The sequence below is a fragment of the Nitrobacter sp. MLSD-S21 genome (assembly GCF_058809865.1).
In genome coordinates this window covers 16,983-39,323 of sequence record NZ_JBXASZ010000008.1, presented here as the reverse complement: position 1 = coordinate 39,323, position 22,341 = coordinate 16,983, and the positions used below count along the sequence as shown (strand labels likewise).

The window sequence follows — 22,341 nt, the reverse complement described above, 5'->3', positions numbered from 1 at the left end:
GTCTTAGCCACTCTCCCCGGTAGGCTCAAGGCGCGCCATCACGCTTTCCGCTCCGTCACGCGCCAAGCGGGTGAGCGCCTCCCGGAACGACACCTCGTCAACGCCGAAGGCGTCGCGGCTTTCTGGCGGGAGCTGCGCTCTTATCTCCTCAGCCATGCCGACAAGTTCGTTCTGGAAGGCGTCGGAGGCGAGTATATTCTCCTCAATCACGCGGTGGAGCTCGAAGAGCGGATCCTCCGATGGCTCCTCCCGCTGCTCGGCCGAACGGCAGACGATCTCCAGCTTCTCAACCCAGCAGGCCCCGATGACCGAGGCTCTGTCGTCCGCCTCCGCCTTCAGCAGATCCGTGTCCCGGCGAATTCGCCAAGCCAACGGGGTTGTTCCCTCTATCCTAACCCGCGCGACGAGATGATCGGAAACCACCCCAGTGCGTTTCCTTTCCAATGCGCGCGATACGGCAGACACCAGCTCACGCCAGTCTTCTATTCCGGTTGCATCCACCAGAACACGCTCGAACTGCGCGATGCTGGTGGTGCGGTTTTCGATGTGGACCGAGCGATCGTCATCGATGGTCACGACCGTCGCGGATTTCGGACCAGCCTCGTTGATGTCCCGGCCCTGCGGCATACCCGGCATCACGATGGCGCACGCTCCTTCGACGATCGAACGCTTGTGTACATGGCCGAGCGCCCAATAGCGAAAGCCCGTGGCAGTAAGATCAGCAATGGTACAGGGAGAATAGAGGTCGTGCCCCGGCGCACCGCCGAGGCTGGTGTGCAACATGCCGATGTTGACCGCCTCGTCGATAGCCGGCTTGTACCTGCCAAGCAGGCTCTCGGGTGCATGCGGCTGGGCAAAGCTCAACCCGTGTATTACGACTGGGGCACCCCCGAGCGCGCGATCGATCTCCACAGCCTCAGCGCGTCCAGTGAAGACTTTCACCGAATCCGGCAACACCAATTCCTTCGTGATCTTTGACATGGCGTCGTGATTGCCGCGGACGATGAACGCCCGAATACCGGTCACATGTAGGCGCCGAAGCTGCTCGGCGAGGAAGCGCGCCGTCTTCATCGACGTTTGCTCGCCATCATAGAGATCGCCGGCGATCAGTAGCGCATCGGCCTGTTCCTCAAGACATAGATCGATGATCCGCACAAAGGCCCGGCGCGTCGCATTGCCGATGAACTCCGCGAGCTTCGCATCACGAAGCGCGAGCGACCGCAAGGGAGAGTCCAGATGAATGTCTGCCGTGTGAACGAAGCGGAACATTAGTTGTCACCCCCCACCACGTCCGCGTTCAGGAGTGGATCGATCAGTATGTTCAAGCCTGCCCTCAATGATACTTCTGACCTCTGTTATCGAACGCGATCTTCGTACCCTCGAGCACGTCAACCACCGCTCGATTTATGATGCCGTCCTCGATTGAACCCGAATAGTAGGAGATGTGCGCCCCATTCCTCCTATCAAATGTCGCGTGGATGATTTGCTCGGCGTCGCACACCACCGCCAAATTGGGATTGTGCGTCACCATGATGATCTGACGGGATTTCTTTGCCTCATTAAGCACCGGCACGAGCAAGCTCACTACAGTCTCGTTATCGAGGTTCTCCTCGGGCTGATCGAGCACGATCGGATTACGGCCCTTGTCGACAAGTAGGTAGAAGATCAAAAGGAGAGCGCCGCGCTGCCCCGGCGACAGTTGCTCGATCTGTGCATCTTGGAACAGCAAAGTGTATTTCGGCTCGAGATATTGAAGACCAAAAATATAGCTATGAACATCGACCGGGTCCTTGTCCTTACGCATGAGCGAGCGGATATTGGGAATGGTGCTTGCGGACTCCGCGCTCTCGGCCAGTAGAGTGGAGATGTCTTCGGCAAACCCGATCGCGTCCACCGCACTCTCAAACCGATATTTTTCAAAACGGCTCCGTACGGCGGCAAAGCTTTCGTCCTCTCCACGAAGCTCCCCTTTGCTCTGCTTGATCGCGCTGAATAGGTTCGTCGCGATAGCTTCAGGAGAGCCCAAAAGCCTCGCCTGGAACTGAAGCTTGTACTCGTCTCGGATCAGTGAGTTGCTTTGTATCAGGTGCTGCAACGGGGCAAACAACGCTTCACGAGCAGCACGCTGTTCCTCGAGAACCGCGAAAATCTGACTGGTGATCTGCTGCCGCGATTCTCGCCTCTGAGTGAGAAGATTCGGCAGCCCATTGATCTGGGCCACACGACGCTGCAGGCCTTTGAGGCTTTCGGGCTCGGTATCCGACCCTTCGATTGTCTCCAGCGCCGTTTCCCACTCCTTCAGAGCCTGCGCATACGCCTGATACCTCTGTTGTGGTTCGTTCAGCTTCTCCGACAGGAGTTCCTGTTCCTCGACGAGCGCAGCCTGCGTGGTCGCAGCGTTTTCGGCCTTCTTCACGACGTCGCCTTCGCCCGCTGTAAGCGACTCTTGATGCTCCTTCAACAAAGAGCGGTCTACAGTCAGCGTGATCAGATCTCCCGCCTTCAGTCCGACCAAGGCGAGGTCGTCAGTGACCTCTGTGACAAAGGTCGCAAACTGCTTTTCGAACAAGGTAATGCGTTCATTTATGTTTCGGAGCGACCGCTGCTTCCTCCCGATGAGTTGCCGGTCCTCTCCGGTTTTCTTGCTCTCAGCCGCAAGCGTCTGCAAGTTCTCGGCGATCTCCGCGAGCCGGTCACTTGCCTGCTTCTGATCTGAGGAAGGCTCCTCCGTAGGAGGCTCGACCGCGGCCGGCTTGATTGCGTTGTGCTCTTCGATCTGCTTCGCTTTTAGCTTGATTTGCTCCTCGATGTTCTTTCGGACATTGGGATGAAGCTGGTCCTCAGTATTGACGATCTGCTCGTTGAGCGCGCGCAGCGATTTGCGAAGCTCATTCACCCGGGCTCGGAAGACGCTTTCCTGTTTTTCGATGAGCTGATCAAAATCAAGGGCGTCGAGGCGAACGTCGGTTGGCACGTGTGAGAAAATGACGGCCCTCAGCTCTTTCTCGAACTCATCGGTCTTGCCCGAGACATGATCATTGCAGAGGGCCTCGAAACGACCCTGCGGTATGTACCGAACAAGTTCGACACGTTCGGCCGACGGATCGTCGGCAAGGCCCATCACGCTCGGGTCGCCCGCGAGCCAGGATAGTTCCCCCGCGAACTGACGGGCTGGCTCGCCTGCCTTGCCTCGGAAGCGATCCCGCTTCAGGAAGGAAAAATGCGCGCTCTGTTGGGAATTGCCAAGCAACGCGATGATGTCGGCCAGCGCACTTTTTCCGCTTCCCTTGTTGCCGATGACCGCAATCAGATCAGGATTCAAAGGAATTTCCGTTCCGTGCAGCCAAGCTTCGGCGAGAACGCTGCCCTCGGCTTTGCTAATGCGAACCCGGTCGATGTAAAATGTCCTGTTCTGATTGATGCGATCCAGCTTTGGCGGCCGCTCTCCTAGGAATGAGCGCTTGGCGGGCTCTTTCAAAGCTTGCAGCAACCCTTTCCAGGTTGGATCGGCCTTGATCCAGGTGCGCTTCCCGGATGGAAAGCCGCCATAGCCGCGCTTGTTGTTGGTGCCATCTCCACGAAAGCAGTGAGCGTCGCTGCCAGAGACGGCCAGCCGCGGAACCCCTTTCAGCGCAGCTTGAAAATTTGTGAGCCACTTCTTGTTGCCATCTGTCTCAACGCCGCAGAAGGCCGCCCACTCATCGGGCTTTCGCGTCTCAAAAATCGGCGAGGATTCAAACAGACCCAGTACATAGGCATAGTGGTCCGACCACTTGACTGAGGCGAGCCCATCATAGGTAGAGAAGGGGATGAAGCCCACCGCGTGGTCCCCGGGCACCTGGCGGATCGCCTCCTTGTAGGAGTCCACCTTTACCTCCGCGATCGTGCATCCGGCCCGTAACGCTTCGTCTCGATCCGACGCGACCTTGCCCTTATCAAAACCATGGTTAGCGAGCTTGTCGGCGCCGACATATCTGGCATACGCAATAAGCGCGTCAGGTGAGAGAGGCTGGTTGATGAGTTCGAGCTCCAGACGCGACAGAAAATCCCGAAGATGCTGGTCGCTAATCTCATCAGAAAAAAGGACGTGGGCATTAAGACGGCCCTCCATGGGAGCCGACAGGCGCAGCTCTATGCCGGGGAACACCGTTTTCTCGAGTGATGGCGCACCATGCTGGGTTTGTCGGGATTTTAATGCGAACCAGCCGTCGAACGACCAGTAGTCCATGAGACCAAACGCGATTGGCGCGGCCTCGTTTAACACACGAATCATTTCATCGACGAGCTGGTTGTTTCTATCCGCGTCGGACCCTAGCCGTTCACCGTTCCAGTGAAATGACGCTGGCGAGTGGATATGCAAGTCCCACTCGCGCCATTCTGACCCCCTCGAATACATCCTTCGCCCCGCACAACCTGCAATTCAAAGCCAATGCGATACTGCCTATTTCTCCTTCGTTCAACCTTTGCCGAGCAAAGCCGGCGAGCAACCAAGCCAATCGACTAAGCTGTGGTTTTCCGGGCAGCGAGCTGAAACCCATTGCATTCATACCGCGAATCACCTCGAGAACTCTGGATTTCCGTCAGCGCTGAGCGCGATAGAGCCCTTCCGCGCCAAGCCAGTCTCGCGCGCAACCTGGCTCATGCCCGCGAGCGCAACGCCTCAACAATTGCTTTCGTATCAGCGAAGCAAGCTCGTCTGCCGGCGCCGCGAGCGCGTCCAGCATGTCAGACTGATCGGGTTCGAGCTGCGCTTGCCATCCTCGTCCGTCGCACGTTCTCGGAGCCCGAGGCCGCAATTCATCATCCGCCTGAGCGAGAAAAGACTTCCAATCTGCCGCAACCTTGAGCGTCGTTACACGGCGCGCCGGCATGTTGAACAGGACCCTTCTTTCCAGCGCGCGGGAGGCGCAGACAATTGGGGAGCACCCGGGCTCTTGCGGTCGCAGACCATGAGCCCGAAATCCGACTCCCGCGGCATCACGCGGTCCTTGGCCGCGCAAAACTGAAATCCCTTTGCTGCCCTAGATGTTTGAATCGTCCAACTCGACCACCTCCTCAAGGAGGGTATCGTCATTGATAGCGGGGAAATCGCCGACCAGCAGCTTGTCCTTGCTGAGCAGGCCAGCGTCCTCGAGCATGTCCATATCGGGCAGGTCGCGCAGCGTATTGAACCCGAATTGCGACAGGAAGCCCTTGGTGGTGACATAGGTGTAGGGCGCCCCGGGTTGGGGCGCGCGCGGCCCCGATGCGATGAAGTCGAGGCCGCGCAGGTGGGCTACCAAGTCGCGGCTGACCTCCTTACCGAAGAACTGGGAAAGCTCGCCGCGGGTGATCGGCTGATAGTAGGCGATGCACATCAGGATCAGGCTTTCCTGCTGGGAGAGCGGGCGCACCTGGTCACCCAAGCCGGTCGCGGTCCGGATTGCCTCCGCGAACACCTCGCGGGTGCGGTGCTGCCAGCCGCCCGCGACGGAGACAAGCTCATAGGGGCGGCCGCGCAGCTCCTCGCGGATGTCGTCGATGAGGCGGTCGAGGTTGCAGTCCCGGCCGACGACGCGCGTCAGCACCTCGCGCGACACCGGACCCGGCGAGGCAAAGATGACGGCCTCGACGCGGCCCATCCATTGCCGCCAGCGCAACTCCAGCGGCAGGTCGGCCAGCTCGGTGTCCAGCCCCCCTTTGACTCGCGCGCGGCGGCCCAAATCAACCTCCCAAAATGTCAAAGCCCGTACAATCGGAAGGTCGGCCGGCCGGTCAGCTCGCGCACGGCGCCGAGCGCCACCAGCCGCTCGAACAGCCGCCGCGAACTGCGATCGCTCGCCGTCTTGCCGGCGCCGGCCGGCTGGGCGTCCTCCATTATCAGGATCGCCACCATGGTGTCGGCGTCCTTGCCGCGCAGCTTGGGCGCGGCCACCAACAGGCGATCGGCGCGGCGCACGAGGTCGACATAGAGGTCAGCCGCGCTTGCGGCCGCGCGCGCATAGGCCAGGGCGCAGGCCTTCGGCCAGACTTCGTCCGCAGCACCGGCTTTGCCCGCCGCGCGCAGATCGCCGCGGCGGATTTGGCTCGCGATCAACGGCGCCGCCATCGGCCATTTCAGGCGATGGGCGAGCACCATGTCGGCGAGCCATAAGGCGAGCGGCTCGCATTGCGGCACGAAGTGCAGGCTCGCCGCCGCAACTTCTGCCGCGGCCGCGACGGCGCTCCCCTGCCCTACGGCCAGTTTCGCTGCCTGCATGACCACATCGTCGAGCGCGTCGCCGAAGCGCACCTCGAACAACGCCGAAAGATTGATGGTCCAGTCTTTCGACAGCATGGCGGCGCGCTCGCCAAGATGCCGCCAGGCCTTGAGAATGCGGCCGCCCGGTCCCGGATCGTCACCGTCGCGGCGCAGATACCAGGCGTCGCGCAGCGCCGCCTCGTCTTCGGTGCGGCCGCCCTGGCGGGCGAGCACCGCGGCATTCGCAAGCGACAGCCGATGCCGCCACAGCGAGCCCAACGGGTGTTCGCTGTGCGCGATGGGATGGATCGCGGCGAGCGCGGCGCCGGCCGAAAACATCGCATCGTCAACGCTCTCGGACGTCATGGCCTGCCTCACCCAGCCGGGAAATGGCGGGAAGGTGGGCGGGGGCTCGGGGATGATTCGCGCGCGCGGGGGCATGTCGAAGGCTAATTTGGAACGGCGGTTATGACTACTGAAATTAAATAAAACCGCCGCGCCTGTCGGGGGATAACAACGACCGATAATCTTGCCTTATCGTTCGTTTTGCTCCTTATATAAGGAAATGCCCAATATCGCCGCCAGATCCCCGAAAAGCACCCTCTGCAGGGCTCGTTGCGCCTGAGAGCCCGCCAAAAAATATTTAAGGCTGGGGCCGAGGCCCCCTATATAGGTAGAATATTGAAAACTAGGAACAAGGAATCCCACGATGGCGCTGAGCATCAAGGATCTCGAAACCGAAAAACTCGCCCGCACCCTCGCCGAGCGTACCGGGGAAACCCTCACCGTCGCGACCAGGCGCGCCCTCGAGGATAGACTGCGACGGGTCGGGGCCGACGCGACCAAAGCCGCGCTGATTGAGGATATGGAAGCCATCCGGCGCCGTCTCGCTGCCCTCCCCGTGCTCGATCCGCGCAGCATGGATGACATCCTCGGGTACGACGAAAACGGCTTGCCGGTCTGATGGTGATCGACTCCTCCGCCATTCTGGCGATTTTTTTGAATGAGCCGGAAGCCAGCGACTTTGAGCATCGCATTGCGGCCGATCCTGTCCGGTTGATTTCGGCGGCGACGGTGTTGGAAAGCGGAATAGGGATCGAGTCAAAGTTGAGCGATCGCGGCGGCGCCGAGCTTGATCTCTGGCTGCACAAGGTTGGCGTCGAGATTGTTCCGGTCACGGCTGGGCACGCGGATCAGGCACGGCGGGCGTGGCGGCGGTATGGGAAAGGCCGGCATCCCGCCAAGCTGAACTTTGGCGATTGTTTTTCTTACGCTCTCGCCGCCCTCACCGGAGAACCGCTGCTGTTCAAGGGCGGCGACTTCTCGCAGACCGACATCAAGGCGGCCTGACCATGACCGTACTCTCTTCGGCCAGCGACAGCCTGCCCGTCACTTCGGAGGTCGTGCGCGAGGCGGGCGAAGCCCCCGCCCCTACCCTGCCCGCTCACTTGGAACAGCTCGCCGATCGCGCCCGCGGCTATGTCGACGCCGCGAGCTCGGCCAACACTCGCCGCGCCTATGGATCCGACTGGAAGCATTTTTCGGCCTGGTGCCGCCGCCAGGGGCTCGAGGTCTTTCCGCCCTCTCCGCAGACGGTCGGGCTCTACATTACCGCCTGCGCCTCGGGCACGGCGACCGCCGATCACCAGCCGAATTCGGTGTCGACGATCGAACGGCGGCTCTCGGCCCTGACCTGGAACTACGCCCAGCGTGGCACGCCGCTCGACCGCAAGGATCGCCATATCGCGACCGTGCTCGCCGGCATCCGCAACACCCACGCCGCCCCTCCACGCCAGAAGGAGGCGGTCCTGCCGGCGGACGTCATTGTTATGCTGGAAACGCTCGATCGCGGCACGCTGCGGGGCTTGCGGGACCGGGCGATGTTGCTCATCGGCTTCGCCGGCGGGCTGCGGCGCTCCGAGATCGTCGGATTGGACGTCGGCCGTGACCAGACCGAGGACGGTTGCGGTTGGGTCGAGATCCTTGACAAGGGCCTGCTCGTCACCTTGCGCGGCAAGACGGGCTGGCGCGAGCTCGAGGTCGGGCGCGGCTCCTCCGATGCGACCTGCCCGCTCATCGCCTTGCAGACCTGGCTGAAGCTGGCCCGGATCGGCCACGGCCCCCTCTTTCGGCGCGTCACCGGCCAGGGCAAGGAGGTCGGACCTGATCGCCTGGCCGACCAGCAGGTGGCGCGGCTGGTGAAGCGCGCCGCTCTCGCCGCCGGCGTGCGCGGCGATCTCCCCGAAGGCGAACGCGAGCAGAAATTCGCCGGACATTCGCTGCGCGCTGGCCTCGCCTCCTCGGCCGAGGTCGACGAGCGCTATGTCCAGAAGCAGCTCGGCCACGCCACCGCGGAAATGACCCGCCGTTATCAGCGCCGGCGCGATCGATTCCGGGTCAATCTGACCAAAGCGGCCGGGCTTTGACCTGTCAGAAGTCCCACGGTGACATCAGCTCGAGTCCTGTCGACGCAAAATCACTAGGATTACGCATGGCCAAGCGACCGCCGTTGACTCGGACGATAGCCGCGATCATTCCGTCGGGCGCGGACATCGGCTGACCGCGGCGTATCGCCTCCCACATGATCTCGCAATATGCCAGCGCAGCCTCTTCGGTCAGGGCCCAGGATTCGATCGGCGAAGCGTCGCCGCCAATCCAATAGCCACCGTTCCAGGCGCTCAGCGCGCTGATCGGGTCTGATCTTCTGAATACCGAAGGCGATCTCGGCGATCGTAACCGTGGGAAGCGCAAGCTCGGCATCATGGCGAACCAGCCAGGCAAGCACGCCGTCATCGGGGGCTTTTCTCAGGGTCTCGGAGATGACATTGGTGTCGAGAAAGATCAAAGCTCTGGCCCCGTGTGCGCGTGCCGTCCCTCGCGGATGACTGCTTCGAGATCAATGTCGGCATCGGCGCTCGCCTTCAGACGGGCATAGAATGCCGTCGGCGGCTCACGTCCGACCGCCCGCTCGTAGGCCTCCAACGCGCGCTCGACCATGTCAGCGATCGAGCGGTTCTCCCGACGCGCCAGGCGATGGGCAACATCGCGAGCCTTCGCACTTCGAACAGAAAGTTGCGGTTCAGCCATAACCTTTTGCCTCTGGCCTTCAGCATATAGCCATAAGCGGCCTGCCAAGATGGCATCTGGTGGCTTGCCAGCCTGGATCACTTTTGCCACCTGGCCAGAGGGGTCCGCAATTGGTCGCTCGGCTGCAAACCGCCGCCTTGGGGCGGTTTTTGCGGCTCGGCGGGATCCCGCCCACTCTGAGTCGCCGGCGGTTTCGAGGCGTCGAGTTTTGCGCGTAACAAGGCCATGATCATCGGCCAGACCGAGAATTTGCCGTCCCTGGCACGATCGGTCAAGCTGCGCAAATAGCCACCAGCGCTGCCGATCTGGTCGGATTTCTGATAGATCGCGGCAAGCGTGATCGCGGCCTGTTGTCCGCCCAGAACTTCCCTCGCTTCGCACCACGCGCTCGGGCTGATCCCCAGCATCGGCCGGGCGAGCTCCGCCGCGGCCAGCAAATCCCTCCAGTGGTGGATTTCGCCGTTTTTCATCAGCCAGCGCATGTTGGGGCAGGCGTCCAGCACGAGACCCAAAGGCAACTCACGCTTCGGCAAGCTCCGCAGGTTGTCGGCAGCCATGGCGTTGCCGCCCGCTTCATTTTTCTTTGGCAGACCGTCTTCAGATTCAAATAAGGGTTCTGGATTTGAATTCTGTATGTGGCGTCCGGAATGGGACTCATTGGCGTCCGGATTCTTTGTTTTTGCGAAAGTTTCCAGCAGCTCACGGATCACACGCCACAGCTTTTCCATCTCGCCGCCGATGCTTTCCAGCATCTGCCTTGGCGCGGTCCGGGGGATTCGTCCTGCTATCTCCTGGTAAGCCTGCTGAAACCGCCTCCAGTCCTCTGGCACGCCCTCATCAATCCCCGCTTCGATCATCTTCACGATGTCCCTGCGCAGGATGGTGAGCCGCTCCTTGGCAACCCGGAAAGCCTTCTTCTCGGCCTGTACCGCCTCGGCCACGGATTTGTATTCCTCAGCCCTTGCCACGATCGGCGCCAGGTCGAAGCCGTAGGCCTGTTCAATTTCTCCGCCCCGCCCTTTGCGGGCAAAGCGCTTCCCGTTCGGACTGTCTCTGCGAATGATCAGACCGCAATCGACAAGGACGGCCAGATGCCGGCGCAGCGTCGTCGGCGGCATACCGTTGGCACGCTCCATCAACTGCTCGTTGGATGGCCAGACGATCAACTCGCTCTCTGCCTCGAGCGCAGTCTCGGGGTGAAATGACAACAGCGCGTGTAGGATCGCGAGCGCCCGATCGGTGGCGCCGAGAACCTGGCGCGCCTCCTTGATGTGCTGAAAGACGTGCCACTTGTGAACAATGGCCGTCTCCGACTTCCCCTTCTTCGCGGCCAGCTGGCTTGAAATCATGCCAAGCGTCATCGGCCGTCGCCCAAAGGGCGTCGTTGATATGTGTTCCGTCATGGTCGTGCCCTTCAGCTTTTAGGCAAAGCGAAAGCGCTCACCGAACCGGTGTCCAACGCCTCAAAGAGGCTCTTGACTGTGATTCACGGAAGTGAGATTCTCGACGTCGCTAAACATTACGAGAGAGGCTTCCGGGACACTGTTTCGGGGGCCTTTCTTTTTTACCGCATGCTACCTCTGTGTTTGTTGCGCTATCGTCCGGCTTCGGCCAAAGCCTCTGCCCTTCCGCCGTCCAGGCAAACCTTGTCAGGTGACAGGGTCGGACCGCACGCCGAAAATCAATCAGTGCCCTCTCGGGCAAAAAATCTTTCCACCAGACCAGGCAGCTCTCCCTCCAGGAAGGCGCCAAATCCGGATGCGTGCTCCTCGGCGACTGTGAGCTTGATGTCACCTTTTACGAAGGTAGCCTTCCCCAGGACCCTGCCCGCTGGGCTCCGAAGTTCGAGCTCGCTTCGCGAGCGCGCTGGTGGCGCCTTTACAGCGGCAAGGACGAGCTTGAATCGATCCTCGGAGGTCAGGGTGGAAACCTTGTCACCTGACAAGGTTTTTTGCACCCGCTCCAGCGCAGCCGGATCCTCTCCGATGGCAGTCGCCATCGCGACCCAACGGGGCCTACCGGCCTTCGGCGCCCGACCGATCGCCTTGATCACATCGACCGGGACGGCTCGGCAGACCGCTCGAAGGCGGGCTAGCTCTGGATCGTCGATCGAAAGAGCGGCACGGATATCGCGGGCTTTGATGCCGGCCTGATCCATTCGCCACGCAAAAAGCGCACGCTCGATCCAGCTCAGATCTTGACGCGCCGCGTTCTCGATACCTTGTGAGACGACGAGCTCGCTGTCCGACAGCGCGACAACCGTGGCTTTGACTTTGATGCCGAGATCCAAGGCCGCTCGCCAGCGGCGATGCCCGTAAACGATCTGGTACCGACCGCTGATCTTCGGGTGTCGCCGGACCTGGATCGGCACCTTCTGACCTTCTTCGGCAATAAGCCTCTTGAGCGCTTCGAAATCGACCTGACTGTCGTCAGGCAGCCGGTCCGGGAAAGGCGAAGGATCGATAGAGCCCGGATCAAGCTCTGAACTGCCGGCAACATCGACGAGCGCCTGAAGCTTGTCTCGCTCTTCGCGTAGTTCCGCTAATGATCGCTGCGTTGCTCCAATAACCCCAGCTCCGACACGGGCTGGCGGTTGCGCTGGCGCATCCACACAAGCGGGGCTTGAAGGGGAGGGGCCCGAGATCGTCTCAGGCTCCGAGAACGATCCGAAGTTGGCAAGTATCGATCGTCCCGAACGACTTTTGCTCGTCATGTTCGCCCCCAGGCTTGCGCAACCAATGCCAGGATCTCCTCGTTGACCGCGTCGATTGATTCTCTCGCCCGCTTCGCAGTTGCTGCGGAAATGTTGCCTGGCTCCAACTCGTAGAGGGTTCGCTTAGCCAACCCTGCCGTCTCAATCGCGGTGCTCGCGATCGCAGTCGCAGTCAGCACATCTTCAGCGAACAGATGTCGGAGCATCGTCACGACCCGGACCTGCGATTGGTCAAACGGATCATGGCGGGTGACGACATACCGAAGAAAGTCCTGCTTCATGGTCGCCCCGGCATCGCGGATAACGGATATAAGATCACCCATCATCAGCAAGAACTGGCTCATCGACATGACGTCGAGCATTGCGGGATGGACCGTCACGAGAAGCCCAGTCGCCGCGTAAATGGCGCCCAATGTCAAGAAGCCAAGTGACGGCGGCGTGTCCAAGATGACGACGTCGTAAGCGTCTTCAACGTCCGCCAATGCGAGACGCAACCGCTCGAAAAAGATGCTCTCCGAACCCGACTGCCGCCTCGACAGGTAACGAGGCGTCTCATGCTCGTACTCCATCACCTCGATATTTCCGGGGATGAGGTCGATGCCCGTGAAGTAGGTCGGTCGGATGATGTCAGCGATGGATCGGCGTTCATCGTCGTAGCGCAGGGCGGCGTAGATCGTCTCATTCTGCCGGACATCGATTTCGGGCTGCGCACCGAACATCGCCGACAACGACGCTTGCGGATCGAGGTCGATTGCTAAGACGCGATAGCCATGGAGGGCTAGGAAGTGGGCAAGATGCGCGCTCGTTGTTGTCTTGGCGCTGCCGCCCTTGAAGTTAGCAACCGCGAGAACCTGCAGATGCTCGTCGGGTCGACGATGGGGCAAAAACCTAAGGGCATCTGCCGGCCGTTGGGCGGCAAAGAGCTGCCGAAGTTCGTTGATTTGGGCAAGCGTATAGGCTCGATGATTATTTTCCAGCCGCGCAGGGAGGGGACCTTTCCCTTCATTCGACATCAACTTCAGTGTTGATTCCGGAATCGACGTCAGTTTCGAGACCTCATGGGTCATGAAATGTCGAAGGCTCTTCTGAGCGTCTGGGGGGTACATCTGCTGGCGACGTGCCTGCAAATGTTCGGAAAGCATTCCCCCGTGCCGGATGATCTTGTCCGCTGGGTCCTCGGCGCGGTCACTATTTAGGGCCTGCGCAGGCATTGCCGATTCATTCCTTCATTGTCGGCCAATAGGCGGTTTGTCGCCCCTTGCCCGCCAAAAACAAGGCCACGATTCTCGGCGTTCGTCCAGTCCTTTAAGGTTAACAGATACTTAACGATGGTTCTCAGCCGCGCAGTAGACCGCGATGATACGTTCAGAATCGCGCAATCATTTCGTGGGGTTAATACTCGCGCCAACAACGTCACGACGGCAGTTCAGTACCCCGTTAATCCTACATCCGGGAGGCAGCCGATTCCGACGGCAAATGAGCCTCGTTCGGTCCCGCACTCGCGACTCCCCCGCGACTCAGCCGACTCGCCGGCCCCCCGTTAATCCTACAGAGGATGAAAACCGTCCCTCTGTGATTTGCCTCCGTTCACCTGAATGCAACGGAGGATTCGGCGAATGCGGGCCATTGCGATTGATGCGAACGAACGTGGCGGATTGGGTTCTCTGCTCGACGAGATGCATCAGGTGCGTGCACGGGTGTTCGCCGGCCGGCTCGGTTGGCAGGTGCAGATCGAGGAAGGACGCGAGCGCGACGGGTACGATGCGCTCGACACGATTTACGTCCTGGCCGTGACGAATCGCGGTGAGGTCGCCGGCTGCGCGCGCCTGCTTTCGGCCACGAGCCCGACGATGCTGGCCCGGAACGGCTTCGACGAGATCGCCACGGCGACGGATGTCCGCTTTGAGTGTATCTTGCAACGCGCGGGCTGGCCGATGACGCGCCTCGGCGGCGTAGAACTGATCGGCGAGACTATGAGCGTCGCCGACATCCCGCCAGCCGATCGGACGAGCTTCGAACAGGTCTATCCGCCGGGCTATTGCTCCGACCCGCGCTGCCTTAAGCGCGTCGCAGCATGACCGCCAGCGCCCTGATCATGGCCGAACTTCGTTCCCACCCGCGGCTTGTCCGCAAGCTCCACGACGCCTTGGGCGACCAGATCTGCGCCGCGCTCGAGGACACGAGCGTCATTGAGGTGATGCTCAATCCGGACGGCCGGCTGTTCATCGAACGGCTCGGGCAGGGGATGGCGTCGGCCGGCACGATGCCGGCCACGACCGCCGAGATCATCATCGGCAGCGTCGCGCACGCGCTGCAATCGGAGGCCGACGACGAGCGCCCGATCATTTCCGGGGAACTGCCGATCGGCGGCCATCGCTTCGAGGGCCTGCTGCCGCCCGTCGTCCGTGGGCCCGCCTTCACAATCCGCAAGCGGGCGTCGCGCCTGTTTGATCTCGATGATTACGTGACGCACGGCGTCATGACCGCCGATCAGGTGGCGGTTGTCCGCAGTGCCATCGACTCGCGCCTGAACATCGTGGTGTCCGGGGGCACCGGCTCGGGCAAGACCACGCTCGCCAATGCCGTGATCGCCGCGATCGTTGCGCATGCGCCGGAACAACGTCTCGTCATCCTCGAAGACACCGCCGAGATCCAGTGTGCCGCCCAGAACGCCGTGTCGCTGCACACCAGCGACACGGTCGACATGGCGCGTCTGCTCAAGAGTACGATGCGGCTTCGGCCGGATCGCATCATCGTCGGAGAAGTAAGAGACGGCGCGGCGCTGACCTTGCTCAAGGCCTTGAACACCGGCCATCCCGGCGGCATCACCACAATCCACGCCAACAGCGCCGCTTCTGCGCTGCGCCGCCTCGAGCAACTTACGGCCGAGGTCAGCCAACAACCGATGCGAGAAGTCATCGGCGAGGCGGTCGATATGATCGTTTCGATCGAACGAACGGATCGCGGCCGCCAGGTCCGCGACGTGCTGCATGTCGAGAGCTTCTCGGCCGGCCAATACCAGTTTCGATCCTATACCCGGAAGGAGGCGCGCCATGTCGCGTAATCGCATGATGATCGTGGGCGCCACGGGCATGGTGCTCGCGCTTATTGTACTCGACCCTGCTTTTGCATCGACCAGCGGTGGCGGCAATCTGCCCTGGGAAAGCCCGCTTCAACAAATCCAGCAATCGATCACCGGCCCCGTGGCCGGGTTTATCGCGCTCGCGGCCGTGGCGGTCGCCGGCGGCATGCTGATCTTCGGCGGCGAGCTCAACGATTTCGCACGACGGCTGATGTATGTCGTGCTCGTCGCCGGCATCCTGCTCGGCGCGACGCAGATTGTCGCGCTGTTTGGCGCGAGCGGCGCCTCGATCGGCGACGTCGCGCCCACCACGCCGACCGCCGATAGGGCAGGGGGTCCCGTCCATGGTTGAGGTCGGCGTCAATCTTCGTCGCAATCGCATTCATCGCGCGCTGTCGCGGCCGAACCTGCTGTTCGGCGCGGATCGCGAGCTCGTCCTGCTCACGGGCCTCGCCGCCGTGATCCTGATCTTCGTCGTGCTGACCTGGTACGCGGCGATCCTCGGCGTCGCGATCTGGATCGTCGTCGTGGCGGCGCTGCGGATGATAGGCAAGGCCGACCCGATGATGCGGCGCGTCTATGCCCGGCACATCTCCTACCGGCCGACCTACCGGGCGACGTCGACGCCCTGGCGTCGTTACTGAGGTCCGCCGATGGTCGCGCTGCGCTCCTTCCGACACCCCTCGCCATCCTTCGCCGATCTCGTGCCTTACGCGGGCCTGGTCGCCAACGGCATCGTCCTGTTGAAGGACGGCTCGCTGATGGCGGGCTGGTATTTCGCGGGGCCGGATTCGGAGAGCTCGACCGACGCCGAACGCAATGAGGTCTCGCGTCAGATCAACACCATCCTGTCGCGCCTCGGCTCCGGCTGGATGATCCAGGTCGAGGCGGTGCGTGTGCCGACCACGGATTACCCGGCGCGTCAGGATTGCCATTTCCCGGATCCGGTGTCGCGCGCGATCGACGACGAACGCCGCGCCCGCTTCGAGGAGGAGAGGGGACATTTCGAGAGCCGGCACGCGATCATCCTGACCTGGCGGCCGCCGGAGCGGCGGCGCGCGGGCCTCGCGCGCTACATCTACTCCGATGTCGAAAGCCGCTCAGCCTCCTATGCCGACACGGCGATCGAGACCTTTCAGAACGCGGTCCGTGAGATCGAGCAATACCTCGCCAGCGTTCTGTCGATCCAGCGCATGGAAACGAGCGAGGTCGACGAGCGGGATGGCACGCGCGTCGCGCGCTATGACGAGCTCTTTCAGTTCATCCGCTTCTGCATCACCGGCGAGAACCATCCGATCCGCCTGCCGGACATCCCGATGTATCTCGACTGGCTGGCGACGGCCGAACTTCAGCATGGCCTCTCACCCATGGTCGAGAACCGCTTTCTCGGCGTGGTGGCGATCGACGGCTTTCCGGCCGAGAGCTGGCCGGGGATTCTCAACTCGCTCGATCTGATGCCGCTGACCTATCGCTGGTCGTCGCGTTTCATGTTTCTCGACGATCAGGATGCCCGCCAGAAGCTCGAGCGCACCCGCAAGAAGTGGCAGCAGAAGGTGCGGCCCTTCATCGACCAACTGTTCCAGACCCAAAGCCGATCGATCGACCAGGATGCGGCCGCGATGGTGGCGGAGGCCGAGGATGCCATCGCCGAAGCGTCCTCGCAGCTCGTCGCCTACGGCTATTACACGCCGGTCATCGTGCTGTTCGATGATGACAATACCCGCCTGCAGGAGAAGACGGAAGCCGTCCGCCGCCTGATCCAGGCGGAAGGCTTTGGCGCGCGCATCGAAACCCTGAACGCGACCGAAGGCTTCCTCGGGAGCCTGCCAGGCAACTGGTACGCCAATATCCGCGAGCCGCTGATCAACACGCGCAACCTCGCCGACCTGATTCCGCTCAACGCGGTGTGGTCGGGCAGTCCTATCGCGCCATGTCCGTTTTACCCGCCGGGCTCGCCCCCCTTGATGCAGGTCGCATCCGGCTCCACGCCGTTCCGGCTGAACCTCCACGTCGACGACGTCGGCCACACGCTGGTGTTCGGGCCGACCGGCTCCGGCAAGTCGACATTGCTGGCGCTGATCGCGGCGCAGTTTCGCCGTTATGCCGGCGCGCAGATCTTCGCTTTCGACAAGGGCCGCTCGATGATGCCACTGACGCTGGCCGCCGGCGGCAATCATTACGAGATCGGCGGCGACGACGCGGACGGCTCGGCCGCACTCGCCTTTTGTCCCCTCTCCGATTTGTCGACGGACACCGATCGCGCCTGGGCCTCAGAATGGATCGAGACGCTCGTCGCCGTGCAGGGCGTAACGATCACGCCCGATCATCGCAACGCCATCTCCCGGCAGATCGGCCTGATGGCCGAAGCGCGCGGACGATCACTGTCGGATTTTGTGTCTGGCGTGCAGATGCGCGAGATCAAGGATGCGCTGCATCATTACACGGTCGACGGTCCGATGGGCCAGCTGCTCGATGCGGAATCGGACGGGCTGGAGCTCGGATCGTTCCAGACCTTCGAGATCGAGCAACTGATGAATATGGGCGAGCGCAACCTCGTCGCGGTTCTCACATATCTATTCCGCCGGATCGAAAAGCGGCTGACGGGCGCACCAAGCCTGATCATTCTCGATGAGGCTTGGCTGATGCTCGGCCATCCGGTCTTCCGCGATAAGATTCGGGAATGGCTAAAGGTGCTGCGCAAGGCCAATTGCGCCGTGCTGCTCGCGACGCAGTCGATCTCGGATGCAGAGCGCTCCGGCATCATCGATGTGCTGAAAGAGAGTTGCCCGACCAAGATCTGCCTGCCGAACGGCGCGGCGCGGGAGCCCGGGACGCGCGAGTTCTACGAGCGGATCGGCTTCAACGATAGACAGATCGAGATTGTCGCAACCGCGATTCCGAAGCGCGAGTACTACGTTGCTTCGCCCGAGGGTCGCCGTCTGTTCAACATGGCGCTCGGACCCGTCGCGCTCTCCTTCGTCGGCGCCTCCGGCAAGGAAGATTTGAAGCGCATCGTTGCGCTGAAGAAGGACAGCACCAATTGGCCCATCCACTGGCTCAAGGAAAGGGGGATCGGCCATGCCGAGACGCTTCTCGCCGACGTGTAAGGCGCTCATCGGGGCATTGGTCATCGCGACGCCGCCGCTCCATCCGGCGTTCGCCGGCGCTGCGGCCGGCGGCGCCACCGAGTTCACGCAGATCCTCAACAACGGCGAGCTCGTCAGCCTCGTCGGGCAGTCGACGACGCAGATCAACAACCAGATCCAGCAGATCTCGCAGCTTGTCCAGCAGATTCAGAACCAGCTCAAAATCTATCAGAACATGCTGCAGAACACCGCGCCGTTGCCGTCGCATGTCTGGGGCCAGGTCGGGGGTGATCTCAAACAGCTGCAAAGCGTCGTCAACCAGGGGCAGGGCATCGCGTTTTCGATGGGCAATATCGACGACGTGCTCAAGCAGCGCTTCCAAAGCTACGCGCAGTTCAAGACCAGCCTGCCGAACGGCGCGAACTTCGCCTCGGCATATCAGGCCTGGTCGTCCACGAACCGCGACACGATCGCAGGCACGTTGCAGGCCGCCGGCCTCACCTCACAACAATTTTCGACCGAGGGCGCCACGATGGCGCAACTCAAGACCGCCTCGGAGAGCGCCGACGGCCAGATGAAGGCCCTGCAGGTTGGTCATGAGATCGCCGCCCAGGAAGTCGCGCAGATGCAGAAGTTGCGGGGACTGATCGCGCAGCAGACCACGATGATGGCGACCTGGTTCCAGTCCTCGCAGGCGGGTAAGGACCTGTCGCAGGCGCGCCGCGAGCAGTTCTTCAACACAACCGCACCGGCGACCTCCGGCGGCCAGACCATGGAGCCGCGCTGGTGAAATCGTCGACGATCATGATCATCGTCGCGATCGGCACCGTCGCCGTGGGCGCCTGGTGGTTGCTCGCGCCGCGCACGTCTGTACCGGCCTCGGATGCCACGTCGCGCGCCGACGATTTCTTCAAAGTGCCGCAGGACTACAAGACGACCGGCGGCCAGAAAATGAAACCGCGTTGGTAAGGGGGCGGGGGGTGCGGGGGATCAAACCAGGACTCGTCCTGATCGTTGCGATCGGCATCGTCGTCGTTGCGCATCCGGCGCTGGCGCAACAGGACGGCAGCGTTCTGACAACCGTGGAGAACTCCGTCGCGACGGCCACCAAGGGCTGGCAGTCGACCGTCGCGCAGGCGGCGAAGTCGCTGTTCTGGATGCTCGCCGGCATCGAGGTCGGTCTCGCCGCCATCTGGCTCGCCATTCAGGCTGCCTCGATCGACGCGTGGTTCGCCGAATTGGTGCGGCGGATCATGTTCATCGGCTTCTTCGCCTTCGTTCTCGACCAGGGACCGACTTTCGCCAAGGCGATTGTCGACAGCCTCTATCAGATCGGCGCGGGCGGCGGCTCGGCCTCTCCGGCGGATGTCTTCAATGCCGGTCTCAAGGTCGCGTCCTCGATGTCGCAGAACGCGCAGTTTGGCCTGTTCCAGGATAACGCGCTCGCCATCGCATCGGTCTTCGCCATGGTGATCGTGGTGATCTCGTTTTCGCTGGTCGCCGCGATCTTCGTCGCGGTGATGGTCGAGATGTATGTCGGCCTTCTCGCCGGCATGATCATGCTCGGTCTTGGCGGCTCCTCCTTCACCAAGGATTTTGCCATCCGTTATCTCGTCTATGCCTTCTCGGTCGGCATGAAGCTGATGGCGCTGGTGATGATCGCCAAGATCGGCTCCGACACCTTGTTGAATCTCGCCAACCAGACCGGCACGGGCAACGACGCCTTCGTCGGGACGCTTGCGATCGGCGGCATCTCTGTCGTCGTCTTCATCATCTCGATCTACGTGCCGAACATCATGCAAGGTGTCGTCCAGGGCATTTCCATCGGCAGCGGCATGGAGGTAGTTCGCCATGGGGGACAGGCCGCGAGCGTGGCAGCCGGCAGCGCGGCGCTGGCCATGGGAGGCGCGCGAGCAGGGGCTGCCGGGTTCAGCGCCGCGCGTGCGGACGGCGCATCCTTTGGTGCGGCCGCCCTCAAGGCGATGACCGAAGGCGTCGGAACGGCAGGCGGCGCGCTCGCATCGGCCGCGCGCGACCGTGCGGTCGGCGCATCGTTCGGCTCGACCACGCTCGGCCTTGCGAACGCGAAGCTCGACCGTCAGCGCGGCGAGAAGAAGTCGGCAACAAAGAGCTGAGCGAGAGAAATCGACAGGTGACGAATGGAGATCTTTCCGCGAATGGCTGCGCCTAGTCCGCCCGACAATCCCTATCTCGCCGCGCGCCAGGAATGGAACGAGCGCTACGGCTCCTATGTCAAGGCGGCCGCCACATGGCGCGTCATCGGCATCGTCGCCATGCTGATGGCAGTGATCGGCTTCGCCTACGCATTGTTCGAAAGCACGCAGGTCAAGCTCGTCCCCTACATCGTCGAGGTCGACAAGCTCGGCACGGCGGTGAATGCGGGCTTCCCGCAGCAGATCGAATATGCCGATCCCCGCGTGGTGCGCGCGACCCTTGGGAGCTTCGTGGCAAACTTCCGCTCGGTGACGCCGGACGCTGTCGTCCAGAAGCAATATATCGATCGGACTTATGCGCTGCTGCGAACCTCCGATCCTGCCACGCAGAAGATTAACGACTGGTTCCGGAGCAACACGCCGTTCGAAAAAGCAAAGACGACGACGGTCGCCGTCGAGGTCAACAACATCGTCGCGCTGTCCAACCAATCCTATCAGATCGACTGGACCGAGTTCGAGCGCGACCGGAAAGGAAAGCAAACCGGCGAGCACCGCTTCCGCGGCGTCGCCACCGTCACACTGACTCCACCCCAGGACGAGCAGACCATCCGGCTGAATCCGATCGGCCTCTACCTGCGCGACCTCGACTGGACGGCGCAACTATGAACGGGGCGGGAAAGCCGATGCACACAAACGCGAACAGATTTCAGACAGGCATTCTTTTCGCGGCCTCCGCCTTCGGCTTGCTGCTCGCCGATGTCAGCGCACACGCGCAGGCGATGAATGCCAAGGAGCGAAAAGGCATCCACCTCTCGGGCCAGTGGCGCGGATCGACCGGACTCGTGACGCGGGGACCGGACGGCAAGGTGATCTTCCTCTTCGGCGAGGTGCAGCCCTCCGTCGTCTGTTCGCCACTCGAGGTCTGCGACATCGAGCTCCAGCCCGGCGAAGTCGTGCGCGATGTGCTGGTCGGCGACACGGTGCGCTGGAAAGTCGAGCCGGCGACCTCGGGCGCGGTCGGCGGCCAAGCCATCCATCTGATCGTCAAGCCGTCCGAGCCGGGGCTCGTCACCTCGATGGTGGTGACGACCTCGCGGCGGACCTACCACATCCAGCTCAAGTCGAACGCGAGGCAATACATGGCGCGCGTCGGTTTTGGGTATCCCGAAGACGTCGGCAGCAGGCTCGCCGACATCAATGCGCGGCTTGGAGCGGACACGACCCCCGGCGCCGGCGTCCCGGCCGAGCAGCTGAACTTCGCCTATAGCGTCAGTGGCAGCGCCTCCTGGCGGCCGACGCGGGTCTACAGCGACGGCCTCAAGACCTACATCCAGTTTCCATCATCGCTCGCCGGACAGGATGCGCCGGTGCTCTTCGTCGAATCGGGCGGCAAGGATCGCATCGTCAACTACCGGCTGAAGGGCGACATGATGGTGGTCGATTATCAGATCGACACCGCCATTCTGGTCTCCGGCGTGGGCTTTTGGCATCAGGACAAGGTGACGATCCGGAGGGGAGGCTGACTATGCGCGCGGACTCTTTGACCCGCCGAGCCATCCTTCTTTCCATCGTCGCCCTGTCGCTCGCGGGCTGCGCGTCATTCGGAACCGGCGGCCTGGTGGCAAGCTCGGCGCCGCCCGATCTGTCCGGCTCTGCCGCCTCCGCGATCGCCGGCGATCTGGTCACGAAGTTCGCGGAGCAGGTCGGACCCGGATCGGGGACGATCATCCTGAAGCGCGACGGCTCGCCGTTCGGCCAGGCGCTCGAGACGTCGCTGAAGAGTTGGGGTTACGCGGTCGCGACCGATCAGAATACCGGGACTGAGAAGACCATTCCGCTCGCCTATGTCATCGCCTCCTACAACGGCCAAATCCTGGCGCGGCTATCAACCGCACACGTCGAGCTCGGACGCACCTATGCCGCAACGGCCGCCGGTGCGTCGCCGGCCAGTCCGCTCTCCGTCATGCGACGCGGATAGG

The 22,341-nt window shown here is 62.2% G+C and carries 22 protein-coding genes and 1 pseudogene; 14 read left to right on the top strand and 9 right to left on the bottom strand.

What is annotated here, in order from left to right; genetic code table 11:
• Positions 1-3: 3 nt before the first annotated feature.
• The 4 genes from AC1RT6_RS17825 to AC1RT6_RS17810 form a co-directional block, all read right to left on the bottom strand.
• The gene (locus tag AC1RT6_RS17825) at positions 4-1,269 is read right to left on the bottom strand and encodes a metallophosphoesterase family protein (protein ID WP_472791903.1); all 1,266 of its coding nucleotides are present in this window, start codon (positions 1,267-1,269) and stop codon (positions 4-6) included.
• 64 nt (positions 1,270-1,333) lie between these two features.
• Entirely contained in the window at positions 1,334-4,396 is a 3,063-nt protein-coding gene (locus AC1RT6_RS17820; protein WP_493029564.1) for a TrlF family AAA-like ATPase, read from the bottom strand.
• A 625-nt stretch (positions 4,397-5,021) separates the two neighbouring features.
• The gene (gene scpB, locus AC1RT6_RS17815; protein WP_493029563.1) at positions 5,022-5,702 is read right to left on the bottom strand and encodes an SMC-Scp complex subunit ScpB; all 681 of its coding nucleotides are present in this window, start codon (positions 5,700-5,702) and stop codon (positions 5,022-5,024) included.
• Positions 5,703-5,719: 17 nt separating this feature from the next.
• A complete protein-coding gene (locus AC1RT6_RS17810) occupies positions 5,720-6,661 on the bottom strand; it encodes a DUF1403 family protein (RefSeq protein WP_493029562.1) in 942 nt (313 codons plus the stop codon).
• Between the two features lie 268 nt (positions 6,662-6,929).
• Between AC1RT6_RS17810 and AC1RT6_RS17805 the strand changes: the two genes are divergently transcribed.
• The 3 genes from AC1RT6_RS17805 to AC1RT6_RS17795 are packed head-to-tail and all read left to right on the top strand — an operon-like array spanning position 6,930 to position 8,646.
• A complete protein-coding gene (locus AC1RT6_RS17805; RefSeq protein ID WP_472791907.1) occupies positions 6,930-7,184 on the top strand; it encodes a type II toxin-antitoxin system VapB family antitoxin in 255 nt (84 codons plus the stop codon).
• Positions 7,184-7,570: a type II toxin-antitoxin system VapC family toxin gene (locus tag AC1RT6_RS17800; protein WP_472791908.1), complete on the top strand. Its 387-nt coding sequence runs from the start codon at positions 7,184-7,186 to the stop codon at positions 7,568-7,570. The genes AC1RT6_RS17805 and AC1RT6_RS17800 overlap by 1 nt, the downstream gene beginning before the upstream one ends.
• Before the next feature lie 2 nt (positions 7,571-7,572).
• A complete protein-coding gene (locus AC1RT6_RS17795) occupies positions 7,573-8,646 on the top strand; it encodes a site-specific integrase (RefSeq protein ID WP_472791909.1) in 1,074 nt (357 codons plus the stop codon).
• 4 nt (positions 8,647-8,650) lie between these two features.
• Here the strand turns inward: AC1RT6_RS17795 and AC1RT6_RS17790 are convergent.
• From AC1RT6_RS17790 to repA, 5 genes and pseudogenes are all read right to left on the bottom strand, one after another.
• A pseudogene (locus AC1RT6_RS17790) lies at positions 8,651-9,065 on the bottom strand (type II toxin-antitoxin system VapC family toxin).
• Positions 9,062-9,307, bottom strand: a complete 246-nt coding sequence (locus AC1RT6_RS17785) for a plasmid stabilization protein (RefSeq protein ID WP_472791910.1) — start codon at positions 9,305-9,307, stop codon at positions 9,062-9,064. Before AC1RT6_RS17785 ends, AC1RT6_RS17790 begins: the two are co-directional and overlap by 4 nt.
• 77 nt (positions 9,308-9,384) lie before the next feature.
• Positions 9,385-10,710 carry a plasmid replication protein RepC gene (gene repC / locus AC1RT6_RS17780; protein ID WP_472791911.1) on the bottom strand — a complete coding sequence of 442 codons (1,326 nt, stop codon included), beginning with the start codon at positions 10,708-10,710 and terminating at the stop codon, positions 9,385-9,387.
• 278 nt (positions 10,711-10,988) lie between these two features.
• Positions 10,989-12,020, bottom strand: coding sequence for a plasmid partitioning protein RepB (gene repB, locus AC1RT6_RS17775; RefSeq protein ID WP_472791912.1), 1,032 nt, complete (start codon positions 12,018-12,020; stop codon positions 10,989-10,991).
• Positions 12,017-13,231, bottom strand: a complete 1,215-nt coding sequence (gene repA / locus AC1RT6_RS17770; protein ID WP_472791913.1) for a plasmid partitioning protein RepA — start codon at positions 13,229-13,231, stop codon at positions 12,017-12,019. The genes repB and repA overlap by 4 nt, the downstream gene beginning before the upstream one ends.
• A gap of 405 nt (positions 13,232-13,636) precedes the next feature.
• Between repA and AC1RT6_RS17765 the strand changes: the two genes are divergently transcribed.
• Genes AC1RT6_RS17765 through trbH form a run of 11 tightly spaced genes read left to right on the top strand, consistent with a single transcriptional unit; the run spans position 13,637 to position 22,340 of the window.
• Positions 13,637-14,098, top strand: a complete 462-nt coding sequence (locus AC1RT6_RS17765) for an acyl-homoserine-lactone synthase (RefSeq protein WP_472791914.1) — start codon at positions 13,637-13,639, stop codon at positions 14,096-14,098.
• A gap of 17 nt (positions 14,099-14,115) precedes the next feature.
• Positions 14,116-15,084 carry a P-type conjugative transfer ATPase TrbB gene (gene trbB / locus AC1RT6_RS17760; protein ID WP_472791953.1) on the top strand — a complete coding sequence of 323 codons (969 nt, stop codon included), beginning with the start codon at positions 14,116-14,118 and terminating at the stop codon, positions 15,082-15,084.
• A complete protein-coding gene (locus tag AC1RT6_RS17755) occupies positions 15,074-15,454 on the top strand; it encodes a TrbC/VirB2 family protein (protein ID WP_472791915.1) in 381 nt (126 codons plus the stop codon). Before trbB ends, AC1RT6_RS17755 begins: the two co-directional genes overlap by 11 nt.
• On the top strand, positions 15,447-15,746 hold the full coding sequence (locus AC1RT6_RS17750; RefSeq protein WP_472791916.1) for a conjugal transfer protein TrbD: 300 nt from the start codon (positions 15,447-15,449) through the stop codon (positions 15,744-15,746). Before AC1RT6_RS17755 ends, AC1RT6_RS17750 begins: the two co-directional genes overlap by 8 nt.
• Before the next feature lie 9 nt (positions 15,747-15,755).
• Positions 15,756-18,209, top strand: a complete 2,454-nt coding sequence (locus tag AC1RT6_RS17745; protein ID WP_472791917.1) for a conjugal transfer protein TrbE — start codon at positions 15,756-15,758, stop codon at positions 18,207-18,209.
• Entirely contained in the window at positions 18,181-18,978 is a 798-nt protein-coding gene (gene trbJ / locus AC1RT6_RS17740; RefSeq protein ID WP_472791918.1) for a P-type conjugative transfer protein TrbJ, read from the top strand. The genes AC1RT6_RS17745 and trbJ overlap by 29 nt, the downstream gene beginning before the upstream one ends.
• On the top strand, positions 18,975-19,157 hold the full coding sequence (gene trbK, locus AC1RT6_RS17735; protein WP_493029561.1) for an entry exclusion protein TrbK: 183 nt from the start codon (positions 18,975-18,977) through the stop codon (positions 19,155-19,157). The genes trbJ and trbK overlap by 4 nt, the downstream gene beginning before the upstream one ends.
• An 11-nt stretch (positions 19,158-19,168) precedes the next feature.
• The gene (gene trbL / locus AC1RT6_RS17730; RefSeq protein WP_472791920.1) at positions 19,169-20,323 is read left to right on the top strand and encodes a P-type conjugative transfer protein TrbL; all 1,155 of its coding nucleotides are present in this window, start codon (positions 19,169-19,171) and stop codon (positions 20,321-20,323) included.
• Positions 20,324-20,365: 42 nt separating this feature from the next.
• A complete protein-coding gene (locus tag AC1RT6_RS17725; RefSeq protein ID WP_472791921.1) occupies positions 20,366-21,028 on the top strand; it encodes a conjugal transfer protein TrbF in 663 nt (220 codons plus the stop codon).
• Positions 21,029-21,045: 17 nt separating this feature from the next.
• Positions 21,046-21,885, top strand: coding sequence for a P-type conjugative transfer protein TrbG (trbG, locus tag AC1RT6_RS17720; RefSeq protein ID WP_472791922.1), 840 nt, complete (start codon positions 21,046-21,048; stop codon positions 21,883-21,885).
• A gap of 2 nt (positions 21,886-21,887) precedes the next feature.
• Positions 21,888-22,340 (top strand): conjugal transfer protein TrbH, encoded by a 453-nt coding sequence (gene trbH, locus AC1RT6_RS17715; RefSeq protein WP_472791923.1) that lies wholly within the window; start codon positions 21,888-21,890, stop codon positions 22,338-22,340.
• Position 22,341: the final 1 nt, after the last annotated feature.